The 17,884-nt window shown below is 43.3% G+C and carries 10 protein-coding genes; 5 read left to right on the forward strand and 5 right to left on the reverse strand.

Annotated features, from left to right (window positions below; translation table 11 throughout):
• Positions 1–397: 397 nt before the first annotated feature.
• From HXW94_RS19520 to HXW94_RS11100, 3 genes are all read left to right on the forward strand, one after another.
• Positions 398–1,987, forward strand: coding sequence for an HD domain-containing phosphohydrolase (locus HXW94_RS19520; RefSeq protein ID WP_246293870.1), 1,590 nt, complete (start codon positions 398–400; stop codon positions 1,985–1,987).
• A 24-nt stretch (positions 1,988–2,011) separates the two neighbouring features.
• The gene (locus HXW94_RS11095) at positions 2,012–2,806 is read left to right on the forward strand and encodes a hypothetical protein (RefSeq protein WP_178366970.1); all 795 of its coding nucleotides are present in this window, start codon (positions 2,012–2,014) and stop codon (positions 2,804–2,806) included.
• Positions 2,807–3,131: 325 nt separating this feature from the next.
• The gene (locus HXW94_RS11100; protein ID WP_178366971.1) at positions 3,132–4,436 is read left to right on the forward strand and encodes an IS91 family transposase; all 1,305 of its coding nucleotides are present in this window, start codon (positions 3,132–3,134) and stop codon (positions 4,434–4,436) included.
• A gap of 659 nt (positions 4,437–5,095) precedes the next feature.
• On the opposite strand, the gene HXW94_RS11105 is transcribed toward HXW94_RS11100, so the two are convergent.
• From HXW94_RS11105 to HXW94_RS11125, 5 genes are read right to left on the reverse strand one after another with little or no spacing between them, the layout of a single operon-like run.
• Positions 5,096–5,800, reverse strand: a complete 705-nt coding sequence (locus tag HXW94_RS11105; RefSeq protein ID WP_178366972.1) for a hypothetical protein — start codon at positions 5,798–5,800, stop codon at positions 5,096–5,098.
• Positions 5,797–7,794 (reverse strand): BREX-3 system phosphatase PglZ, encoded by a 1,998-nt coding sequence (pglZ, locus tag HXW94_RS11110; RefSeq protein ID WP_178366973.1) that lies wholly within the window; start codon positions 7,792–7,794, stop codon positions 5,797–5,799. Before pglZ ends, HXW94_RS11105 begins: the two co-directional genes overlap by 4 nt.
• A gap of 52 nt (positions 7,795–7,846) precedes the next feature.
• The gene (locus HXW94_RS11115) at positions 7,847–9,139 is read right to left on the reverse strand and encodes an AAA family ATPase (RefSeq protein WP_178366974.1); all 1,293 of its coding nucleotides are present in this window, start codon (positions 9,137–9,139) and stop codon (positions 7,847–7,849) included.
• Complete coding sequence (locus HXW94_RS11120; protein ID WP_246293872.1) at positions 9,112–9,645, reverse strand: hypothetical protein; 534 nt, start codon at positions 9,643–9,645, stop codon at positions 9,112–9,114. Before HXW94_RS11120 ends, HXW94_RS11115 begins: the two co-directional genes overlap by 28 nt.
• Before the next feature lie 40 nt (positions 9,646–9,685).
• A complete protein-coding gene (locus HXW94_RS11125) occupies positions 9,686–12,892 on the reverse strand; it encodes a DUF6079 family protein (RefSeq protein WP_246293874.1) in 3,207 nt (1,068 codons plus the stop codon).
• A 354-nt stretch (positions 12,893–13,246) separates the two neighbouring features.
• Between HXW94_RS11125 and HXW94_RS11130 the strand changes: the two genes are divergently transcribed.
• Positions 13,247–16,189, forward strand: coding sequence for a TOTE conflict system archaeo-eukaryotic primase domain-containing protein (locus HXW94_RS11130; RefSeq protein ID WP_178366975.1), 2,943 nt, complete (start codon positions 13,247–13,249; stop codon positions 16,187–16,189).
• Between the two features lie 218 nt (positions 16,190–16,407).
• The gene (locus HXW94_RS11135; protein WP_178366976.1) at positions 16,408–17,844 is read left to right on the forward strand and encodes a DNA integrity scanning protein DisA nucleotide-binding domain protein; all 1,437 of its coding nucleotides are present in this window, start codon (positions 16,408–16,410) and stop codon (positions 17,842–17,844) included.
• Positions 17,845–17,884 lie beyond the last annotated feature (40 nt).

The following is a 17,884-nucleotide window of genomic DNA, read 5'->3' on the forward strand; positions in this document are numbered from 1 at the left end:
TTCTGGAGTTTGAATTAACCGATTATCTTCATCCAGTACCTTCAGGTAGGCTTGAACTTCTTCTACAGTTTCACAGTCTTCGGCTTTCTTCATTTCCATTATATTTGCTCCTCAGATAGTATTGTTTCGAGAGTTCATATCATGCTTTTTTCATAAAAAGATAGGCTTTTTTAAAACCGGGAAAATGGGAATGCGCCCCACGAAAACGCCTTGGTTGTAGAAAATTTTTGGTTGTGTTTTTTCCGCTTAACTAAACGTTATGTGGCTTGAATTTAAAATGAAATGGGGATATATAAAAATATGGGTATGGGAAAAGTGAAGTCTCGATTTCCAAAACTTAAATCAATGGGAGTCACTACTTTGGCAAGATATACCTTTTAGAAGATCATCATAGAATATGAGTATAAATCAAAAAGAGATCAAACCTACATTCAGGCATTCCTTAAAATTATTGATCTTATGCATTGTTGTGGGATTTGTTTTGACTTTTTCAGTGCTTTTTACTTCTTACATTTTGTATCAATTTAATAATCTTTTTATACATACAGTGTATCACGAAGCTCTGCTGCTTTCTGATACAATCGAATCTGGAGTACTTCCATATATTTCAAACTCAGATACTAAATCTTTGCAACGATACATTGATAATCTTTTAGAATTAAGAGAAATAGATGATATTGAAATCAATGTGCTTCGGTTAATATCCGAGAAAAAGTCTGAAATTGTTGCAAGTAACAATAAAGGAAATATAGAACCCACAGACGAAGAAGAGCATACAGCTCTTATACAAGCTCTAAAAAAAGTAGCGCCTGTTTTACAGATTGAAAAAAACATTTTTGATATTGATCCCGATGATGATATTACAACATATTCTGATCCTGAACATCCAGATTATTATCTCCCACCTGGTTATCGTATTATCAGTATTACTACTCCGTTGAGAGTTCATGGTAAAGATTGGGGTTCTATTAATATCCAACTTTCACTTGCACATTTAGACCGTCGATTAGACCAGGTTTATCTATATATCGGAATGTCATTGTGTGTTGGATTACTTATATTGACAACCTGCTTGGTATTTTTACTTAAAAATAAAGTATTCAATCCATTATGGGATCTCGCTAAAGCAATTTATGACTTTGGATTAGGACAATTACCCGAGCCTCCACCCATCGAAAACCGAAAAGATGAAATAAGCGTTTTGAAAAACGAATTTATAAATATGGTTCAGCGCATCACCGAGGCTGAATCCATGAATAAAAAATATCGAGAACACCTTGAAGATTTGGTTGATGAACGTACAAAGGAGCTAACTCTTACACAAGAGGCAACAATTTTGAGCATGGCCTCTTTGGCTGAGACAAGGGATCCTGAAACTGGGGGGCATATAAAACGAACCCAAAACTATATAAAAATTTTGGCAACTCACTTGCAAAGTCACCCAAAATATTCTGAATCGTTGACAGATGAAAATGTTGATCTAATTTATAAATCTGCTCCCTTGCACGACATTGGTAAAGTCGGTGTACCTGATTATATTTTGCTTAAACCAGAAAAACTATCGCCAGCTGAGTTTGAAACCATGAAACTACATACTGTGCATGGGAGAGATGCTTTGTTGGCAGCAGAGGAGAAATTAGGTTCTAATTCCTTTCTACGTTTTGCTCGAGAAATAGCTTACACGCATCAGGAAAAATGGGATGGATCGGGTTACCCCCAAGGACTTAAAGGAGAAGAGATACCCGTTTCTGGAAGATTGATGGCTGTTGCCGATGTATATGATGCTCTCATAAGCAGACGTGTATACAAACCTCCATTTTCTCACAATAAAGCGATGTGCATAATCAAGCAAGGTAAAGGGAGTCACTTTGATCCAGATATGGTTGATGCATTTCTTATGTTAGAATCAAAAATTAAATTAATAGCATATGATTTGGCTGATTCCGATGACGAAAGAAACACACTTGGTTTGCCTTATGAACCTTAATCATTGATTGTGAACGAGGCATTCATGACCATATATAAAGCAGTTTTATTCGGATTATTGTTCCTGTTCAGTAGCACTTTATGGGCATCCGAAGACGAAAGAAAGGGGCTGGAACTGAGCTTGGGTATTGAAATGGAAAAAACTATCGGAATTTATATTCATGATGGTTTTGAAACCACTAAAGGAAACCCAATTGACTATATTCTACCTGTATCCCTGTCTTATGAAATTTCACCAGGAATAATCACTACCTTTGGTGTTGAACTCGTCCACCAGAACCATGATGCAGGGGACAATACTGGTTTTGACAGACCTTATTTTTACCTTGAGTACATTCAAAGTAAATTTCAAGTTGGTAGCTTTATCAGGTGTCATCTTCCGTTTGGTTCCAAAGGTATAGCTTACGATGCCGAGGGGTACAATGAGCCTCAGGTCGACCTGGGCTTGATCTATCATCCAGAATTTGAAAATTTTTCAATTGAAAGCAAACTTGAGTATATGTATACATTTCTTTGCAAAGACAAGGAAAAACAGGATGAGGTAAATTTTTCACTGGAGCCGGAGTTACAAATTACCGAAGTGTTGAATATGTTTTTGGGCCTTGAATACACTTATTATTTCCCGCTTTACGAAGATAGCGAAAAAATTGAGGAATCGACCGCTTGGGGAATCACTGTGACCCCTGGATTCAGTTATGAGATTAATGACCAACTTGCAGTTGACTTGTCGGTGTCTTATGTTGTTGCTGGAAATGCCGCCAAGAATGGGGAAGCTAATGCCTCTTGGGCAATCGGCACCGAGTTTATATTAGCATTTTAAGCCCAATTATGATTTTATTTTATAGGGGCGATTGTCAGATACTGAGATAAACTTTGTGGACGCTATAGTGCATAAAGCTGCTATCAGTATTGACTTTGATGACACTCAAAAAGGTCAATATATGTTTCGTACCATTTGACTTTTTGGTATTGGATTCAATTCAGATGAAAAAGAATATTGAAAACGCCACATAACCAATCGCTCCAGCGGACGCTCGTACCTCGCGCCGCTGAGCTCGGCGTTACATTAAACCTGGACGGTGAATGCAACACCTTGAAACCATTTATAAAAATCGAAACGCCTATAAAATGAGGATTACCAACCGATGGCCCAAGCTTGGCCGGAGAACGGGGGGGTCACCCCCCCCGTTCTCCTCTGCTGCGGGCTTCGACAACCAATGAAAACACTTTGCAGCCATAGCAAGCTCCCAGAAAAACCCGAAACCAGTCCAACCGTAGGCGACATCTTCAGGGAATACGGCCCTGCCTTCAGAGCCTCAAACAGGCTGCATCCCCGTCAGCACAAGGTGATGTACGATATCGAACATTGCCGGTGTGGGGAGTTCGGCACCCATTGGGAAATCTGCGACACATGCGGCCATCTTGAAAAAGGATACAACTCCTGCCGGAACCGCCACTGCCCAGGCTGTAACAATATCGCCCGGCGCAGATGGGTGGCGGCCAGAATCGACGAATTGCTTCCGGTGTCCTACCACCACTGCGTTTTTACCCTGCCTGATATCTTCAATCCCCTGTGCCGGTTCAACCGGCAGGTCATGTATGACCTGCTGTTTGAAAGTGCCTCAAAAACCCTGCTGGAGTTCGGGGAGAATCCCAAGCGACTGGGGGCCAAGATCGGATTTTACGGTATTCTCCATACCTGGGGCGGCAACCTGTGGCTCCATCCGCACATTCATTTCATTGTCACCGCAGGCGGGATAAATACCCGGGGGGAGTGGGTGGAGCCTCGATACAGTTCAACCTTCCTGTTTCCGGTCAAAGCGCTTTCCAATGTATTCAGGGCCAAATTCCTGAGCGGCCTGATTGCAGCCCACAGTCGGGGAGATTTAAAACTGCCGGATGAACTGACTCAGTTTTCCGATCTCTGCGCCTTCAGGCAATGGCTGTTCCATACCGTTCCAAAAGCCTGGGTGGTATACTCCAAACCACCGTTCTCAGGTCCGGCAGAGGTCGTTAAATACATCGGCAGATACACCCATTCAACAGCCATCAGCAACAACAGGATTATATCCGTTAAGGATGATACCGTTGAATTTTGGTTCAAAAATACCCGGAATAAATCCAGGTGGGAAACAAGCGCTTTGCCGGTGATGGAGTTCATTGACCGTTTCCTTTTGCATGTTCTGCCCAAACATTTTCACCGGATCAGATATTATGGGTTTCTGGCCAACGGGCAGGCCGGAAGACATATACCGGCAATACGTCAGGCTTTGAATGACCAGGCCACACCTGATCCTGCCCCTCTGAAAGAGCAGCCACCTCGATGTCCGGCCTGCGGTAAGGGGAAGATGATCACGATCCTGGTGTTGGACGGTCATGGCAACGTGGTCAAAGAAGATTTACCCAAAATAGAGATCAAACAAATTCCGGCGAAAGCAAGGGAACCATAAAAGGGCTTTACTTTGGAAACAATTACCGATATCAAAAAACAGGCAAAGTCCTGTCAGGGAGTGGTATTGGCAATCAGCGCCGGTTCCCGGTTTTTTCGATCCTTTTTCAAGTCGGATCGGATGAACCAGGAGGTTTAATCCCAATGGACACTGGACTCTACCAGTTAAATTGTATAACCGGAGCTGTTAAATCCAAGTTTGAGAATAAGGATTTTCCTGCTTTTACCCAAGCAAGCACCTGCGAGGCTTCGACCCGGTTAATGTAACAAGACGTTCAAGCGGAAAAAAACACGAAAACGCCTTGGTTGTAGAAAATTTTTGGTTGTGTTTTTTCCGCTTAACTCAACGTTTTAACGTTTAACCGTTTAACGGCGGCTCCGCCACCGCGATTATAAAAAGGAAAAACAAATTGCCTTAAGATAAAAAAAATGCATTGTTGATCGAGTGTGACAATGTTAGCCACAAGTCAACTGAAGGTCTCATTGATGAGCTTTCCAAATATGGTAAAGTCAATATCAGACATGCCTATCGCTACAGCGACAAAACAATAAAGCGTGGAAAACCGCCACATCTGTCATTGATTTAATTTTGGGGTGGAATCAGGTAACCGAGTCTAAACTATGCTGATCATCTCTTCACCAGGGCTAAATTGATTAACATTAATTCGCGGACTGTTTTTTCAGCAAATAATCACCGGATATCGGAGAAATATTAAAGGCGAACAAAGAAGATGAGTCCATTATGTTTTTCAGTGCGTGTGAGGATTCTATGGTTGAAAGAAGCGTGCTTTCAGCTAAAACAGCCACCTGTTTTTGATCAGTTGGAATTTTCTTTTTTTGGAGATAATTCCCCTTAACGGATGCATCCTCAAGAATATCCCATGCAACAAAAGACCGAATAACGTATCGGGAAAACCGACTGATGGTTTCCCGGTCTCCATATTCTTCTTTTAAACGCTGAATGATCTGTTTTTTTGTAATCTGGCTCTGAAGATTCAGGAGACGCCCAATCTGTTTTGCTACCCCAAACCAGAATGGGTAGGCTGCACTGATCATGGCCCAGTGCAGAGGAATCCTCTCGGATATGGGAGTTGTTTTTGCAATCGCCAACACGTCATCTCGAAAGGGAATCAACGCTTTTTCAGGTGTACACCAAGTCAGCATCAAATTAGTAACGGCTTTTTTGTAAGCCTGCGTATCTCTTTCGCCGGTTCCACCGCTTTGTTTTTTATCTGATAGAAATATATCCAGTTCGTTTCTTATTTCTTTTGCGGACAGACCCGCCAGCATCATATCCAATGTTTTATCCATCCATTCCAAACGGATGACATGCTTAATGCCTATTTTATGGTGTCTTGCACTCATGTTTCTTTCTTTTCAAATTTAATTAATGGAACGATTACCTCTTCTAACGAGGCCCCGCCATGGGTCACCGTACTTTTTCCTTTTGTTAAAAATGCATGGGTTCCCTTTGCCAACAATGGGTAGTAGTCTTGGGGCAATCCAACCGGGTCCCAAGAAATCGTATCAGGGTAAAGTCCTGCAACCTGGGACCTTAACTCCTGAGTAGGATATATCCGTGCCCGTTCTCCTCTGGTTTCAGCGATAACCCCTTCCCCTGGATTGCCCATACCAGTGCATTCAATATTGCCGTGATCAGACGTTAGCCAGACTTGAAAATCTCTTTCACAAAGGTGGTTGATCAAGGATGATAAATATCCTGTCTGACACCATAGCCTGATCTGATCATGCATCCCGGCATTGCCAAGCTGCATCCCGTGCATAATTTTATCCACAGTGTCAATAACAAGCCCAACGGCTTTTATTCTTTCAAGATTCAGATCATCCAATACAGTGACAGAATCCCCATTTCCTAGACTCTTTTTAAAACCTACATCAAAACGGGACAGTCCATACTTTTCCCAGAACTGTTGCCATAATTTTTTTTCATTATGAGTCGAATGGATTGAGTTTGGAAAATATAGCGGCGGTTTCCCTGCAAAAAGAGCTTGTCTTGAAACGGAAGTTAAAGAAGGTATCCATGCAAAAACACCCGTTTCCCGTGGGGTCAAATTTTTGCCATGCAAAAATAATTGGCTTTCTAAATTTTCACGAACGGTTACCCATTGATCCAATGATAATCCATCAACAACGATAAGCGCCACCCGATGATTGTTTGAGGCGTCAACATAACGGGCCATTTGTCTCGGGATGTGGTGCAGCATAACCGGATGTGTGGGAGGAAGGCTCATGAGACTGGGGAAATGTTTTTCAAACCATATAGAAAAATTGGCCTCTATTTTGTTCTCCAGTTCATTCAAACGAGCATCTTTAACATGGCGATTTCTCTTTAATCTTAGCGCTTCAAACTCAGCCTTTTTCAATGCAAAAGATGTCCAGTCTGAATGGCGGCTCTGTTCAGATGGCAGCTGTTTTTCAAGTATGTCTAACAGACTTGGTAAACGATTTTCTTCATCTTCTTTTTTGGGAATCCTTACACCCGTTTTGATCCAGGACGTCAAGTTCAGCTTTGTACTGGTCGCGATAACCGGGTGCAGTTTTCTTTCCACAAAAAGATTGTCAATGTAGACGAGGATATCCTGGTGCCCAAAGGGCAGTATGCCGGGTCCGCTGAACTTTAACCCGTATTGATCCATATTTTCACTGATTTGATGGGGTTTCGCCTTTAATACATCCAGGAAAATAGGCCACCTTTCCTGCAAAAATGCATAGAACGCCTGTTCATCGACAAGAATCTCATCCAAAGGCCATTGTTGAAATTTCCCCAAGGAATTCAGGACATCAATCAGGCGCCTTGATAATATCTTGGGTAAGCAGAGATTACTGTAATGTAATCGCAACAGCATCTGCAGCAGGTCAATGTCCGTGCTGATCAGTTCAGCAGAAATTTTGAAAACATGCCTTAAAATAAAATCTTTTGTAGCATTCTCGCCCATTCGTTCCTGATTTAATTTTTGGGCATTGAATAAAATATCAAGGTGTTGCCTGTCGATCTGTTGAAGAACCGGGTAGTTTAAATCTGAAAATATGTCAAACAGGCTGAAATGAAACATTTTGCCGGTCTTAAGCAAATCATATGGGAGCAAGTCCAGCTTTGCACGGCTCCCGTTTAAAACCACGATCAGGTCATTTCCGGATACTTTCTTTTTCCGGTAATTGGATTCATAAAAGAACCTGAATTCAACGGAATCCTTGAATTCCATGATATCAAAGCTTTTATCCTTTAATTGAGAAACCAGTTTTTCCTCGGAAAAGAGCATGTCCGGATCTGTTACAATGCTCAATGCATTCACATCCGGCGCGAAACGATCCAGTATAAGGTCTCTCCATTCAGACATTGCGCCTTAATCTCCTGCAAGCACATCAAGTTTCTCACGAAAATGCATCTATCTACCTCGCATCCAGGTAATCGCTGTACCACAGACCGCCCAGTGGCAGTCCTTCAGCCACCATATTCTTTACCATATCATCGTCACTTGCCCTGCAGATAATGGAAAAGCCATCCTCACCTTTTTCCAGTATCCATACTTCATCCGGCTCAAGGGCATCAACAAAGTAAGGCTGATGGGTCGTGATAAACACTTGGGAGCCGCCTTTTTTCCCTGTGGCATGCGTCCTGAACTCAGTCGCCAGGGATTCAAGAAGCTTATGATACAGCCCGTTTTCCGGTTCTTCAATACAGAGAAACGGAGGGGGAGTGGGATCTTCCAGCAGCAAAAGATAGGCAAACACTTTCAAGGTTCCGTCGGACATCTGCTGGGCATAAAAGGGATCCTTAAATCCCCTGTCATTAAACCGGAGAAGCAGCCGGTCGTCATTGGTCCTTTCCGTATCTATTTTTTCAATACCGGGAATTTTCTGTGTGATTCGCTTTAAAATATTCTTAAACCGTTTCGGGTGCTCCCGCTCCATGAACTGGACCACATTGCCCAGATTATCGCCGTGGATGTTCAAATGTTGCTGGGGCCCGGCAAGAGGAAGACTCCGGGCCGCATCCGGAGTAAAATAGCTTAAATACCAGCTTTCAATAAATTTGCGAAAGGCAGATATCCTGGGGTGCTGTTTGAGTGAACCCAGTGTGGCAATACCAAGCTTGCGCAGATCCTCAAGTTCCACCACTTCCGTTTCCTTTGATTCTTCCTTTGCACCGCCTGACTTGATGGACTCCATGAAGTTAAGCAGGTCAAATTCCCCCTTGTCCTCGTCAATTTTCAGTCCATCCTGATCGCCTTTCCAGGCTACGCCTTTACCGTTGTTCAGCATCAAAAACGAAAACGGCCGTCCATGTTTTTGACCTTTTCTACGCTGTCTGAGACGTTCTTTCAAAACATAAGGCCTCTCAAGGCGGTCCATGGCAATTGACAGCTCATAGGTAATGGGGCGGGTTTTTCCATCTTCTTTGTAATAAATTTCAAATTCAATCGGGTCTTTTTCTCCCTGGGATAATATTTTTTTAAAACCGCCGCGGCCACGACTGTCGCAGGCTTCCTCCACACCTGATTTCAAACAGTCCGCCAGAAATCCAAAGGCATCAAAAAGAGTGCTTTTTCCCACCCCGTTTTTTCCAATCACGGCTGTCATAGGGGTTAACGGCTTGTCTTTCTGCCGATTCCACAACCGGCCGAGAGTGACATCCTTCAATGCCCTGAAGTTTTTTATCCTGAAACCTTCAATTTTTGCCATGTTTTCTCCCAAAAAGGTGTTGATCCATATTTTCCACCGTTACTGCATAAGTCGAACCATATGATGGCCTTGTGAGGCACCTTGGTGTGGTAGGAGTGGGCATTATAAATTGGATCATTTTTACCTTCCTTGACATCTGCGGCAAAGGGCTCCCGGTGGTAATGATAGCCCTCTGGTTTCTCCGGTTTCAGGTTTTCCCATTCGTTAATGAAATCGTTCAGCCATGGATTGGGGCAGGCCGTATAATAAGGAGGATCAGATAAGGCCAGAATGTCTTCGTCTTCACCGATGGGAAAACCTTCAATCTGTCTGAATTCAGGATCTTTCAGTTTTTCTCTGAGCCTTTCCGTGAAATATGTTCGTCGGGCATCGTCATTCTCAAATTCCATTCCCAGACACGTAACAGGCCCATGGGTATTTTCAAAAATTTCTTCAAACAGATTGTCAGAGCCCTGTTTGGCCCTGACAATTTTGGTTTTAAACAATTCCGGTTCTTCTACAGCCATGTGATGGATCCTTAATTCGTAAAAATTTGATGATCGGGTTTTAGCTTTCAGCGGTTCTATTCAGATTTTCGACCAAGTGTAATCCTGACTGCGTCAACCGGTATTTCTGGTTTTTGCTTTTAGGCGTTTCTGGCAATGTCATCTCAATCAGATCTCTTTCCATAAGGTCTGCCATGGCGATCCTGAAGTTCCGGGTTCTTGATTTATAACCAAGAATGCCAAGAAGTTCAGGCCCTGATAGCGCCTTTTTAGAGACATTTACCCGATTGAGCCAGTCATCTATTTGGGTATCCCGGCCTTCCGGGAGAACGGATTTTGCATTAGACAGCCAGGCGGTTTGACTGCCAAGGTCAGATATCAGCTGCTGCATGGCTGCTATGGCGTTTAATACTTTCATGGAAGATTCAAATGCCTTTACTTCCCGAGCCGCATATTGGAAATTTTTTAATTTTCCAGGGGTGGAATACGCCTGGAGAGACTCAAAGAATTGTTTTGCGGATTCAAGGGCCTGGTTATGGGACGCTTTTGTTGAATCGGTTACCAAATCCTGTTCCCAGAAAATAAGGCCTTCCCGCAGGGCCTGTTGGGTGAGAACAATGCGTTTAACTGTTTTATTGACCGCACCCTGAAGCTGTGCAACCGGGGCCGCGTCCCCCTGGGTGATCAACTGGGCCATGCCGGGCGTCATCTCAAGCAGTTCAAAAAGGGCTTTCAATGCCGGAATATTCCACTCCTTGGGCTGTTCCAAATGCTTGAAGTGAATGAGTTCGTCCATGGATGTGCCGGCCAGAAGCTTCAGGGCTGTAGCATCGAACTTTTTACCGGGTATGGCCAGGATTAAATCCCCGGAATATACCAGGGCGGCTATGGTCACTGCGGCCCAGTCCGGTTCAAGCCTTGCGGATTCTATGTTCATATATTCAAGGCCGTTATCATCCTGAATGAGTTCATTCCGGTTTACCACCTGCCCCTGGCCTTTTTGTTTCAGGATGTTCAGGATAAAGGTGGCATACTGGGATTTATAAGGTTCTATACGCTCTCCGTTTAAAAGTTCCAATGCGTCCAAAACCGCGTTTGCCTGTTTGGTTTTACCCTGTCCGGCAATGGCCCTTAATGCATCTTGGGCCGCCTGTGCCCGGTTTTTGCCGGTGATCAAAATTGAAAAGTATGGATAGGCCGGGGCTTTATCCCCAAAATGAGGAGATAAGATAATGCCTGAAATAATATTGATAAGATCCCGGAAATTAACGGTTTCATGGGGAGAAATACCGGAAAGCGCCCGGATGGATTTGCCTTTGGCCCATGTGGTCAGGGATTTGGTCTGGCCCTGGTAAGTGACTTGAAATGAGTCGGCCATGTGTTTTTGCAGCCATTTAACAAGATGTCGCAAAAACACATTTGCTTTTGACTCATAGGTTGTTTTGGCATTGCCGGATGAGGTTGAGGCAAGATCCAGGGCCGCAGCATAACTTTTCAGGTTTTGGAAAAAATTTTCATCGGTTCCTTTGAGTTTGAAGAACACTTCATCCGGTTTTTTTGCATCCTTATACTTAGGCGGATCATTCGGCTGAATAAAATAAAGATAAAAATCCCTTTCAGGGACTGCCGTGGATCGTTCGTTTGGGGCGCCGAAAAAGAGATACCCGGTCCTGGCGGCTTTACGCGCCTGCCATACCAGTTCATGTTCCCAGATTTTATACCCGGTCACATAGGTGGAATCCTGGCATTCCATCACCCGTTTAAGGGCTTCGTAATAAAACCGGTCGAGCTTTGATTCGCTGAGGGTACTGGCTTTATTTTCGATAATGGCATCAAAATCGTCTGTCTTTTTTAAATCCAGGAAATATTGATGGTTGTCCGGATTGGATGAAATAAACTGGCCGCTTACGGTTTTATGAATTTCTCTTAAGACGGTTTCAACATGGGTATGCAGATCCAGTTCCGGTTCATCGCTTCCCATTTCTGCAATCATGGGGTCATAAAGACAGAGGCTGTCCCGTAACTCTACAGGCGTGGCGCCCATGGTTGAATAGATATCTCCCGTGGTCAGACGGTGGATGGATAGCGCATGGATCAATCTCAGCGCCATGGGTTTATATATCGGACGGGTAAAGGCCTGTTCAATCCTGGATTCCAGGACCTGGCTGCAGTCAATTACCGCTCTTATATCGGGTATGGTTCTGAACGAGGCGTTTTGCTTGAGTACATCCCAGTAGGAATCAAATGCAATTAGGCCCGGATAATCCTCCGGAACCGGGTTGTTATGGATACTCTCCATGGTTTTGGACAGGGTCTTTAAGATTTCCCTTTTTTCAGCAATGGTGACCCGTTCAAACGTGTCGATATAATCGGGGTGAACAGGAAAGAGGCGGACAAACTCATCCATCCGTTCATTCATATTGCTGTAATATTTTGCGAATGGAGTGAGATATTCCCGTATTTTTGACTGCTGTTCCGCTGTTTTTTTCAACAGGCGTTGGGCCACAACGAACTTGATGTCATTTCTGGCAATTAATATTTGTTCAAAACGGTCCTTTACCCTCCTGATACTGTCTGCAACAAAGCTGAACCGAGGGCTGTCAAAGATGGCTTCCTGGACGCCTGCAATGAATCTGAATCTCAAGTCTTTGCAGACTTCACCTATCTCTCTTAGAAAGTTAAGATCAAGGATGAGTTCCTGGTCTTTCCGGGTTCTGAGATAGTCCAGCAGCTCGTCTACGACCAAGAGAAGGCCCTGATCCGGAAATTCCTTGTAAAAAGCAGTCATCATATCTTCAAAGGCATGTTTATGGTTGGAGACCGTGCCGGATTCCGGGAAAACATAATCCACGCCGATGCTGTCCAGGTATTCCTCAAGTTCAGATGTAAGGATATCTCTTAAGGACATGGTCGTGGCGCCGATTTCGGTACGGATGACTTTGAAACGACCGGCTATCTGCTTGGCTACTGCCTTGGCCTTTTCATGGTTCAATGCGTCCACCAGGGATCCGTCTTCAGCTAAACTTGATATAACCGACATCAGGTGAGATTTACCGGTGCCATAGTTACCGACAACCAGAAATCCTTTATTGTCCATGGGCTTTTCAAACTGCAGTTGGGGAATGATTAAAGACGTCAGCCTCTCTGCCATCTCATCGGAGATGACGTAGGTGCTGACAAACCTTTGAGCTGCGGCAGCAACATTTGCGTCCCTGAGCTGGACAACGGTTTCAATGGGGTCAAATTTTATCAAGTCTGAATATTTCATGGTTTTGGGCCTTATATACGTATGGTCTAACGTGCTGTTTCCATATCGACAATTTGTATGTCACTATATCTGACTTGCTTTCTGTACATATTTGCAGGCCCGACTATCAGAGCTAAACGAAAATAAAGTTTATTTGCGGCTTTAATTGCCTCCATCATCTTTTTTTGAATTAACTTCAACATATATAACCTGCATCCTTTTCACGTTTCTACGCCATTTTGAAAAACTGCTGTTTCATGCTCGAATATTATTCTATTTTTACAGAAAATGAAAATTTAACTATAATATTTAATAGCTGTAACCTCAAACCCCTAAAATTAAAACGACAGGGAACGAAAATGTGTTGCGTGTGATATGATTGTCAACGATTATAATGAGTTGAAAAGAAAATATGATGCCCTGCTTGAAGAGAATAAAGCCCTGAAAGAAAAAATTCGGGAATTAGCCTCCAAGTCTGAAAATATTATTTACCATAATAAGCCTGTCCAATCCGGAGAAACAGGATTCAGTGACCTTGAGAAGCATGCATCAAATCCAAAATTCGGTGCAGCAATACCTGCAGGAAAATGTGCCGGTTCAGTTACCCGATTTTCTCAAAATTATGAAAAGATCTATCTTTTCATGTCACTGTTTAAAGGCAGGACCGATGTCTATGCAAAAAAATGGCAAAGCAAAAAAGGCGATACAGGATACAGTCCGGTCTGTCTGAATGAATGGGTCCCTGGGCTTTGCAATAAACCCCGGATAAAATGTTCCGCATGTAGCAATCAGTCGTATGTGACGTTAAGCGAATCCGTTGTTGAAAAGCACCTCAGAGGTGAATACGTCATCGGGGTTTATCCCATGAATCTTGATGAGACCTGTCATTTTCTGGCTATTGATTTTGACAAAGAAGGATGGAAGCAAGACATTGCGGTTATCCGGAACATTTGTTCAAAATTAGAAATACCGGTTGCAATAGAGCGGTCTCAATCCGGCAATGGCTGCCACGCCTGGTTTTTCTTCGAACAAAAGATTCCTGCAGCCTTTGCCCGAAAATTCGGGACATCACTATTGACCCATGCCATGGGTGAGCGGCATCAAATTTCGTTCAAATCCTATGACAGGCTGTTTCCCAACCAAGATACAATGCCGGACGGCGGTTTTGGCAATCTGATCGCCCTGCCCCTCCAGAAAAAGGCCCGGGATAACGGCAATGCGGTTTTTATCACTGAAGATTTCAATCCGTATACGGACCAGTGGCAGTTTTTATCCGGCATTCAAAAGTTGAACGATAAAGATCTGACATCCTATATCAACAAGCTGACCCGGGGAAACGACCTGGGCGTACTGAAAGAAGAGACATCAGAATCAAAACCGTGGGAAAGGCAACAATCAGCTGGCCTGAAAATTAAGGATTTTCCTAAAACGGTTAAAATGATTAAATCCGGCATGCTGTATATTGAAAAAGCAGGATTAAGCCAGAAAGCATTAAATACTCTTAAAAGGTATGCAGCCTTTAAAAACCCTGTATTTTATAAAGCCCAGGCCATGAGGAAGTCAACTTTCGGTAAGCCGCGGGTCATTTCCTGCTCAGATGATTATAAAAATCATATAGCTCTGCCCCGCGGTTGCGAAAACGATGTCAAATCTTTGCTCAAGGAGAAGAATGCTAGACTGATACAGGAGGATAAATCCAATTCTGGAAAAAAGATCAATGTTCAGTTTAAAGGTGAATTACGGGATGAACAGCAACTTGCAGTTGATGCATTGTCGGTACATGACAATGGTGTGTTATCCGCTGCTACGGCATTTGGAAAGACTGTTATCGGTGCAAAATTGATCAGTATGAAAAAAGTGAACACCCTGGTATTGGTTCATCGGCAGCAACTGCTTTCCCAGTGGCGGGAACGGCTGGAACAATTTCTTATCATCAATGAATCCCGTCCTAAACCGTCTGAAAAAAGAGGCCGTAAAAAAGAACAAAATATCATCGGGCACATGGCGGCAGGCAAAGACAGGCTCAGTTGCATTGTCGATATAGCGGTCATGCAATCATTGAATACCAAAGGAGATGTCAAGGACGTTGTAAAAAATTATGGGATGATCCTCGTGGATGAGTGCCATCATGTTCCTGCAGTTACTTTTGAACAAATATTGAAGAAGGCCACAGCAAAATATATTTACGGTCTGACGGCAACCCCTGCCAGACCCGATGGGCATCATCCTATTATTTTCTTTTACTGCGGGCCTGTCCGGTTTTCAGTGGATGCAAAAAAGCAGGCTGAACAACGTCCCTTTGATCATTATTTAATCCCCAGATTCACATCTTTTAGAACACCACCCGGCGAGGACGAAGCACAATTGTCCCTTCAGGAAATAAAAAACGGTTTATTATCAGATGAAATCAGAAATCAACTCATTATAGATGATGTCGTGGAATGCTATGAAAAAGGCAGGAAGTCACTTATTTTAACGGGGCGGGTGAGTCATGTGGCCAAGCTTGCAGAAAAGCTAAAAGACAGAATATCCAATGTCATAAGTCTGACGGGCGGTATGGGGGATAAAAAAACAGCCCAGGTCATCGGTGAAATAAATGAAATTAAGGATACGGAACCCTTTGTGCTGGTTGCAACAGGCAGCTATATTGGTGAAGGCTTTGATGAAGCGCGGCTGGATACATTATTCTTAGCCATGCCCATTGCCTGGAAAGGAACCTTGCATCAATATGCCGGAAGACTGCACCGCTATTTTAAAGGGAAAAAGGATGTTCGGATTTACGATTACATTGATCTTCATGTAAAAATGCTTGAAAAAATGTATGGAAAACGGCTGAAAGGATATGCTTCAATCGGTTATAAAACCAAAGCCTCAAAGTTTCCCGATGCACCGACCAACCTTATTTTCAATAAAGACGATTTTTTCCCGGTGTACTTGCGGGATATTGCCGTTGCCTCAAGGCATGTACTGATCATCAGTCCCTTTGTAACAAAACAAAGAATGCGCCAAATGATGGGCCATTTTAATGACCTGTTGAACAAGCAGATTAAAATAACGGTCATAACCAGGCCTGCCGATGATTATGACGAAAATAGAAAAGCCATGCTGAGTGACCTTTTTTCAATCGTAGAAACCGATGGTATCCAAATGATCTATAAATCCAACATCCACCAGAAATTTGCAATCATTGATAACAAAATCACCTGGTACGGGAGCATCAACCTTTTAAGCTTTGGTTACTCCGAAGAAACCATCATGCGTCTTGAAAGCAGCAGCATTGCAAATGAATTAATTGAAAGTATAGATATGGATGGATAGATGCATCGGATTTTAAGTCTCCATCAAGGCACGCCATCTGAGCCCTTAAAGCATTGGCCCGGGAATTATTTTCAACAAAAAAATGTTGTTGAGAAACGCCATGTTCTTTAGTAAACAAATATTCATACATTAATGCTGGGTAGATAATTTGGCAAAAGCATCTTAACTTCTAAGCTGTCTGTCAAATAGGACTTCAGCTTTAAAGGGAGGTTTCCTGTTTGGCAAATAATGGCTTTATCCGCAGGTGCATCACGGAAACCATAGAGGGGTTGAGGGAGGGGCTGACGCTTTTTTCCGGACCCAGCAGGGCCGCCGTTATTTATGCTGTCACCCCCGACGATCCCATGTATATCTTTGATCCCCAGAATCTTCTGGTCGGGCATGAACCGAAATTCAAAGAGTTGTATATTGATTCAGGTGATTGGCGGAACAAGTGTTGCATCAAATATGACAAAAAAAAATTCAGCAATCTGATTCCCGAACAAAATCTTGAGCTGGCCGGACTGATATCCCATGGCGGCCGATCAAGTTCTATCGTTTATCAGATGTGGTTTACCGACCACCACCCGGACATGTGTACCATAGGTCCAACTGAGCGGTGGCTGGAACATGCGGTTTATAGATTTTCTCATGATATGGCCAATGAAGAAGAATTGTACACAGGTATTTCCGGCTGTTTTCTCAAGGAATACGCCACCCATGCGGTCAGAGATTTTATTGTGGATGAAATGAATATCCTGATCGGCTGGGATACCCGAATGAGGATTTACCCGATTTTAGAGGCCGTGCTTAAAATTTCAAGAACCCCGGAAGAAGGAAGATGGCCCAGAGGTAAGCTGATTTTTGTGGAAAACGAATCAATTCCCAAAATGAATTTTATTTTAGAGCTTCCCAAAACAGAGCAACCGGTTCTGGATAATGTCAAGCATATCAGAAAACTGCTTCAGTCGGTTGAAAATTCAGATTTAAAACTGGTTGCCACTGAAAATACGATCGTTGGCATCACCAGGGAAGATCATCCGGATTTTTTCATTTCAGTGGATTATAGAGGCCGGCACGGTTTTCTGGCACTCAATGACAAGCCGGTGTGCTCTTTTTCCGACGGCCGCTTCAAATCCACCACACATAAAGCAAAGCTGGTTCAGGTGGAAGAAACATTAATGGATACTGATATGGGTGCTGAAAAAGTAACTGCTTTATTCAAAATAATTACCGGGATTGTTCACAGTGCCGCCAACCACCGGCATGGATGCAGCATTGTGATCGACCTGAATGAGTCCCCGGTTTTTATCATGGGGCATTCACTGCTGCACCCCCTGGACCTGAAAAATCAGGAAAATTATGAACTGTCCAAATCCTTGTCCAAGGTGGATGGTGCGTTGCACATCGGGGTTGATATAAAACTGTATGGGTTTGCCTGTCTTCTGGAAGGCAGTTATGTGCCCGGTGAAAACAGGGCCAGGGGTGCCAGATTCAATTCAGCTTTGCGATTCACGGCAGAACACAACAATGTTATTGTGATTGTTGTCTCTTCCGACACCCTGGTTTCGGTTATGATGGGTGGTGCGGTATTGGAAACCAAATGGAAATTGGAAACCTCTCATATATGCAACATCCCAATGCCGTTGGAAAAATGGGTTTCCGCAAACAAATAATGCCCAGCATATAACTTAAATTTTTATAATATGAAAGTCA

This window comes from Desulfobacter latus (genome assembly GCF_013389365.1).
GTDB lineage: Bacteria > Desulfobacterota > Desulfobacteria > Desulfobacterales > Desulfobacteraceae > Desulfobacter > Desulfobacter latus.